Annotated in this window: 3 protein-coding genes and 1 pseudogene; all 4 read right to left on the bottom strand. The window is 58.9% G+C overall.

Annotation, left to right across the window (positions count from 1 at the left end; all coding sequences use genetic code 11):
• Positions 1-152: 152 nt before the first annotated feature.
• Entirely contained in the window at positions 153-1013 is an 861-nt protein-coding gene (gene pdxY / locus AB5Y85_RS19420; RefSeq protein WP_213390046.1) for a pyridoxal kinase PdxY, read from the bottom strand.
• A gap of 93 nt (positions 1014-1106) precedes the next feature.
• Complete coding sequence (locus AB5Y85_RS19425; protein WP_058059046.1) at positions 1107-3239, bottom strand: lysine decarboxylase CadA; 2133 nt, start codon at positions 3237-3239, stop codon at positions 1107-1109.
• Positions 3240-3316: 77 nt separating this feature from the next.
• Positions 3317-4651 (bottom strand): cadaverine/lysine antiporter, encoded by a 1335-nt coding sequence (cadB, locus tag AB5Y85_RS19430; RefSeq protein WP_005338486.1) that lies wholly within the window; start codon positions 4649-4651, stop codon positions 3317-3319.
• A 765-nt stretch (positions 4652-5416) separates the two neighbouring features.
• A pseudogene (locus AB5Y85_RS19435) lies at positions 5417-5754 on the bottom strand (transcriptional regulator CadC); the annotation flags it as partial.

A 5754-nucleotide genomic window follows, 5' to 3' on the forward strand; every position in this document is an offset into this window, starting at 1 on the left:
GAGTAATCGCGCTGTGTCCGTTTCACACCTTGTCCCATCGGGCTCTCCATTTATTGGGGGGAAAGGTGTAAACCATATTCAGGACGGGACACTGACATATAAAAAGCCCTGATGATCAGGGCTTTGTTGTTTCTGCTGTTGGCGCAAACAGCTCAGAGGCGGGTCGCCCGGATGGAGACCTGCGGCAGCGCCATCTCATGCTGGGCCGCCACCAGTTGCAGCTCGTAGGCCCCCGCCAGCCAGGTGCGAGCCAGCACGGCATCCACGCTGGCGTTGGTAAGTTCGAACGCAGCTACCGGGGTACAACCGGCCAGCAGATTGGCCAGCATGGTGGCGCTCAGCAGATCCCCCACCCCGATGGGGTGGCGAGCAAAAGGGTAGAGCGGGCGGGAGAGATGAAAGGTTCCCTCCTCGCACACCAGCAACATCTCGAAGCGGTCCATGGCAAAGCCGGCCTTGCCCAGATGCTTGACCATCACCAGCTTGACCCCTTGCGCGCGCAGTTGCTGGCACGCCTCGATGGCCTCCGGCACATTGCGGATATCGCGGCCGGTGAGCTGTTCCAGCTCCAGCAGATTGGGGGCCAACATATCGGCGCAGGCCAGTGCCCGGTTTTTCAGAAAATCGGCGACGCCGGGTGCCACTATGCACCCCTTGTCGGGATGACCCATCACGGGGTCACAAAAATAGAGGGCGGCCGGATTGAGCGCCTTGAGCCGGGCCACCGCCGCCAGGATCTCCTCCCCCTGTTCGGCCGAGCCGAGGTAGCCGCTCAAGATCGCATCGCACTCGGCCAGCACGCCGATCTCCGCCAGGCCGTTTACCAGCTGACGGATATGGCCGCCGGGCATCACCATCCCCTGCCAGCCTTCGCGGTATTGGGTGTGGTTGGAGAACTGCACCGTGTTCATCGGCCACACCTCGATCCCGAGGCGACGCATGGGAAAAACGGCGGCGCTGTTGCCGGCACAGCCAAAGACTACGTGGGATTGAATGGAGAGCACTCGCTTCATGGTTGGCGACTCACGCAATAAGAACAGGAATTCCGGAGGGAAAAACGGGCCTTGCGGCCCGTTGTTGTCACTTTCGACTGTTGTCACTGTCGATTAACGCAGCACCTTGACGGTGTAGCTGCCATCGGCCTGACGATAGAGGCCGTGGATATCGGTCTCGAAGCCCGGGTAGTGGGCACCGATCTCGCACAGCATCTCGAGGAACTCGAGCACCGGCAGAGAATCCTGGGTCACCATCTCGCCCGGCAGTACCAGCGGAACTCCCGGCGGGTACGGCAGGATCATGTTGGCGCTGATGCGGTCAACCATGTCACGCAGCGGCACTTCCACCACGTTGCCGGCCAGCTCCTGCTGCCATGCGGCGTGCGGAGTCATCTTCATCTCCGGCAGTACGTCGAACGCCTTGAACATCAGCTCCGGCAGACGGTACTTGCTGGTCAGCTCGTGAATGCGCTGGGCCAGCTCCTGGATACGCATCCCTTCGTAGAAGCTCGGGTCTTCACGATAGAGGCTCGGCAGGATGCTCTTGATGGTCAGGTTCAGGTCGTAGCCGCGCTTGAACTCGGTCAGGGCGCGCAGCAGCTGCATCGCCTTGGACTGATCGATACCGATGGAGAAGAGGAACAGCATGTTGTAAGGGCCGGTCTTCTCGACCACGATGCCGCGTTCGTCCAGGAACTTGGAGACCAGAGAGGCAGGGATGCCCTTCTCCAGCAGCTGGCCGTCACGACCCATACCCGGAGTCAGCAGGGTGACCTTGATCGGATCCAGGTACATGTGGTTGTCATCGATGTCCTTGAAGCCGTGCCAGTCATCTTTCGGATCCAGCTTCCAGCACTCGACGGTGTCGATGTTGTCCGGCTGCCATACGTCGAAGAACCAGCCTTCGCTCTGATCACGCAGACGCTTGATCTCTTTGCGGAAGGAGATGGCGCGATCGATGGAGTCCTTGATCAGACGCTTGCCGGTGTTGCCACGCATCATGGCAGCGGAGATCTCGGTCGATGCCACGATGCCGTACTGCGGCGAGGTGGAGGTGTGCATCATGAAGGCTTCGTTGAAGGTCTCTTCCTCCACGTCACCCTTGATGTGGATCATCGAGGCCTGGGAGAAGGCCGCCAGCAGCTTGTGGGTGGACTGGGTTTCATAGAACACCTTGCCCGGCATCGCTTCGCCGCTCATGCCGCACTTGCCTTCATAGATCGGGCTGAAGTTGGTGTAAGGCACCCAGGCACTGTCGAAGTGGATGTAAGGAGTATCCAGCGCTTCCTTGATGAAGCCGGTGTTGTAGAGCAGGCCATCATAGGTGGAGTTGGTGACGACGGCGTAACGGGGAGCTTGGGCACCCGGTGTTGCGGCAACCTTGGCAGCTATGGTGTCGCGGCTGAACTCGCTCTGCGGGATACCACCCAGAATGCCGTAGGCGTTGCGGGTCGGACGGAAGTAGATCGGCGTCACGTCGTTCATCATCATCAAGTGAGTGAGCGACTTGTGGCAGTTACGGTCAACCAGCACTGTGCTGCCGGCCGGCGCGGAGTACATGCCGACGATCTTGTTGGCAGTGGAGGTGCCGTTGGTAACGATATAGGAGCGATCGGCGTTGAAGGTACGGGCGATGTACTCTTCGGCTTCCTTGTGCGGACCTGAGTGATCCAGCAGGGAGCCCAGCTCCGGCATGGAGATGGAGACGTCAGCCTTGAACGCGTTCGGGCCGTAGAAGTCATAGAAGATGCTGCCGGCCGGGCTCATCTGGAAGGCGGTACCGCCCATGTGACCCGGAGTACAGAAGGTGTATTTACCCTCTTCCACGTACTTGAACAGCGCCTTGGTGAACGGCGGCAGGATGGCGTCCTGATACTCCTGAGTGGCCTGACCCATCTTGAGGGCGATGTCGTCGGCCATGCCGAGACGGTACTCGAAGAAGTGCACATTCAGACGCAGGTCGGTCAAGTGAATATCCAGGGTGGACTGGTCGTTGGCGAAGGCGAAGATCGGCAGCTTCTCATTGCGATCGTGGATCTCCTTGCACAGACCCAGGGAGTATTTGTCCCAGTCGAAGATGGCGCCGCAAACGCGGGGGTTCTTCTCGATCAGTTTCAGCAAGTCGGCAACGTCGACCGGATAAACAACCTCGAAACCCTTGCGCTCGAGGGAGGCTTGCAGCTGGCGAATGGGTTCTTCTTTAAAGAAAACGCCCAGGTGGTTGAGGATGGCAATGATATTCATCGTAATGCTCCACACGTAAAGGGGCGCTCTCCATCAGGGATGGTGAGTGAAGAGCGCTCGGAAGATAAAAGGGGGAATTAGTTGCTGGGCTGTTCGCTCAGCAGGGCATCGTGCTGACGCAGACCCTGTTTTTTGGCGTAGAACATCAGGATGATGAGCGACACCACGAAGGTAGCGGTAAGGTTGGAACCCTTGGCACCCATCAGGGCCACCAGACAGAAGACACAGGCCACACCGGAGAAGATCATCGCGCCGATGCTGCGGGAGGTCATGCCCTCGAAGCGGATCAGGTTAATGCTGGAGTAGAAGTAGGGCAGCATGGTCAGCAGCACCGCATCTGTGGTCAGCACGTTGAAGAGATCGGCAGCGTGAGCGGACTGGGATGTGAAGGCGGTCAGGCCAACCATCAGGGCAGTCATCTTGAGGGAACCCAGGATCAGACCCTTCTTGGCTACGCCGTTCTTGTCCACTTCGCCGTAGATTTTCGGGAAGTTGCCGTCGTTGGCGGCACGCTTGCCCGCTTCGCCCACCAGCATCATCCAGGAACCGAGCGAGGTGAAGCAGGCCAGAGCGGTGAAGGCAGAAACAAACGGTGCAGACCAGCTACCGAAGATGGCGGAAGAGGCCATGGCAAACGGGGCGCCGGAGGCTGCCACTTCACCGGCCGGGAACATGCCGCTGATCACCTGAGTAGAGAGGATGTAGATAACACCCGCGATACCGGTACCCAGCATGGTAGCGAGCGGTACGGTGCGCTTGGGGTTCTTCACCATGCCGGAAGAGACGGCGGCAGATTCAACACCGACGAAGGACCAGAGGCAGATCAGCACGGCACTGATGACTGCATGCAGGTCGCTACCGCTGGTGGTGTTCCAGTTCTGGCTGTAGACAGTGGCATCAAAATGACCCCAGCCCATCACCGCAGTACCGACAACCGGCAGCAGGATCAGCACCAGACCCAGGGTACAGAGTCGGCTCACCCAGCTACCGCCAAGCAGGTTGACGAAGGTGAAGATCCAGACGGCAGCGATAGTGGCTGCGGCGGCCGGAATTGGGCTGTTGAGAATGGGGAAGAAGACCGAGAGGTAGGAGACGCCGGTAATGGCGATGGCCAGGTTACCGATCCAGTTGGCGTGGTAATAAAGCACACCGGTCTGGAAACCGAACACCGGAGAGATCTCGCCAGCGTAAGCAATGGGGCCACCCTCTTGCGGGTTCTTGGTAGCAAGGCGGGCGAAGACGAAGGCGAGGCCCATGGCGCCTACCAGACAGATTGCCCAGCTAAAGACAGAGATGGAGCCGATGGTGGCCAGTGCCGAAGGCAGCAGCGCGATGCCACTCCCCATCATGTTGCCGGCCACCACACCTGTACAGGCGATAAGGCCAATCTTCTTGCTCGTATCTAGGGACATAAGATCTCCGGTTCTATAAAAGGTCGGGTCGTCACATACACATTTGGCGGAACGCCCCGCCAAAGAATGGGCACAGACTAGGCCTCTCATCCCCGGAAAACATAAAGACCAGCTAACGGATAAAAATATGAGGCAACTTTTTTCGCCGCCTCATTATTTTTGATAAAAACCATTCAAAAACAGTAGATTGGCATCATGGTGCACCGCCATCTTGATAAAACCTTGATATCCTTCTGCCCAATTTTTTCCCCTTGATAACCCCCTTATCTCGCCGTCTTGATATTTTTGGCCAGATAAACCCGGGATAAAGCAGCGCCCATTGCGCCCCCTCCCCTTGTAACCATCCGAACGCCCAACTGACCATCACCCTGAGTGGCCGCTCACCTCCTGCTTTCCCCTTCGCTCGGCTCATCACAATCCAAACTCAGAGGTAAAGCGCAACGGCGATAACCGGTCAGCAATGAGAAATGGGTCGTGACAGACAGCTTATCCCGCCGCCAACCATGAGCAGATGTCAGAAGCTGCGCGCTCGGCGTAAAGCCGAACAAACGCGAGTGCCGCGAATGCCGCGTGCAAGGCAAAGGCAAGTGGGGATAGTGGGGATAGTGGGGAGCTGCGGGGGGATAAATCGGGCCGCACCAGAGCGGCTATCCCCGGTGGCAAAGAAGCAGATTGAGACGAGCAGAAACAGCACAGGCCGCCCGAAGGCAGCCTGTGGATGAGGTCGGCAACCGCACCGACCGGGGGAAAACCAACACTGCGGTGTTAGAAGAGCTTCACCTTGCTCTGACCCAGCGCATTGAACAGGGCCGGAGTGAGGCTCTCCATATTGCTGTAGAAACCGAGCTGCTGGCAGAGCAGATAGGTCTGCTCGGTCGCCTCCATCAGGAAGGCCTGACTGTAGGCATCACCCGCCGCCTCGGGGCGACCATCCAGCTCCGCCAGCTTGCCCTGCAGTATGTAATAGAGCACCGAGCGGCCGCGACTCGCCGCCTTCTCCAGCAGATAGTTGGCCTGCTGTTGCTGGCCGTTGAGGATCGCCTGCAGGGTCAACGCCTCCCACACCCGGGCTGGCAGGGCGCCGCTGTTTTGCACCACGCTGG

Origin of the sequence: Aeromonas sp. R3-1 (assembly GCF_040908345.1) — a bacterium.
GTDB lineage: Bacteria > Pseudomonadota > Gammaproteobacteria > Enterobacterales > Aeromonadaceae > Aeromonas > Aeromonas veronii.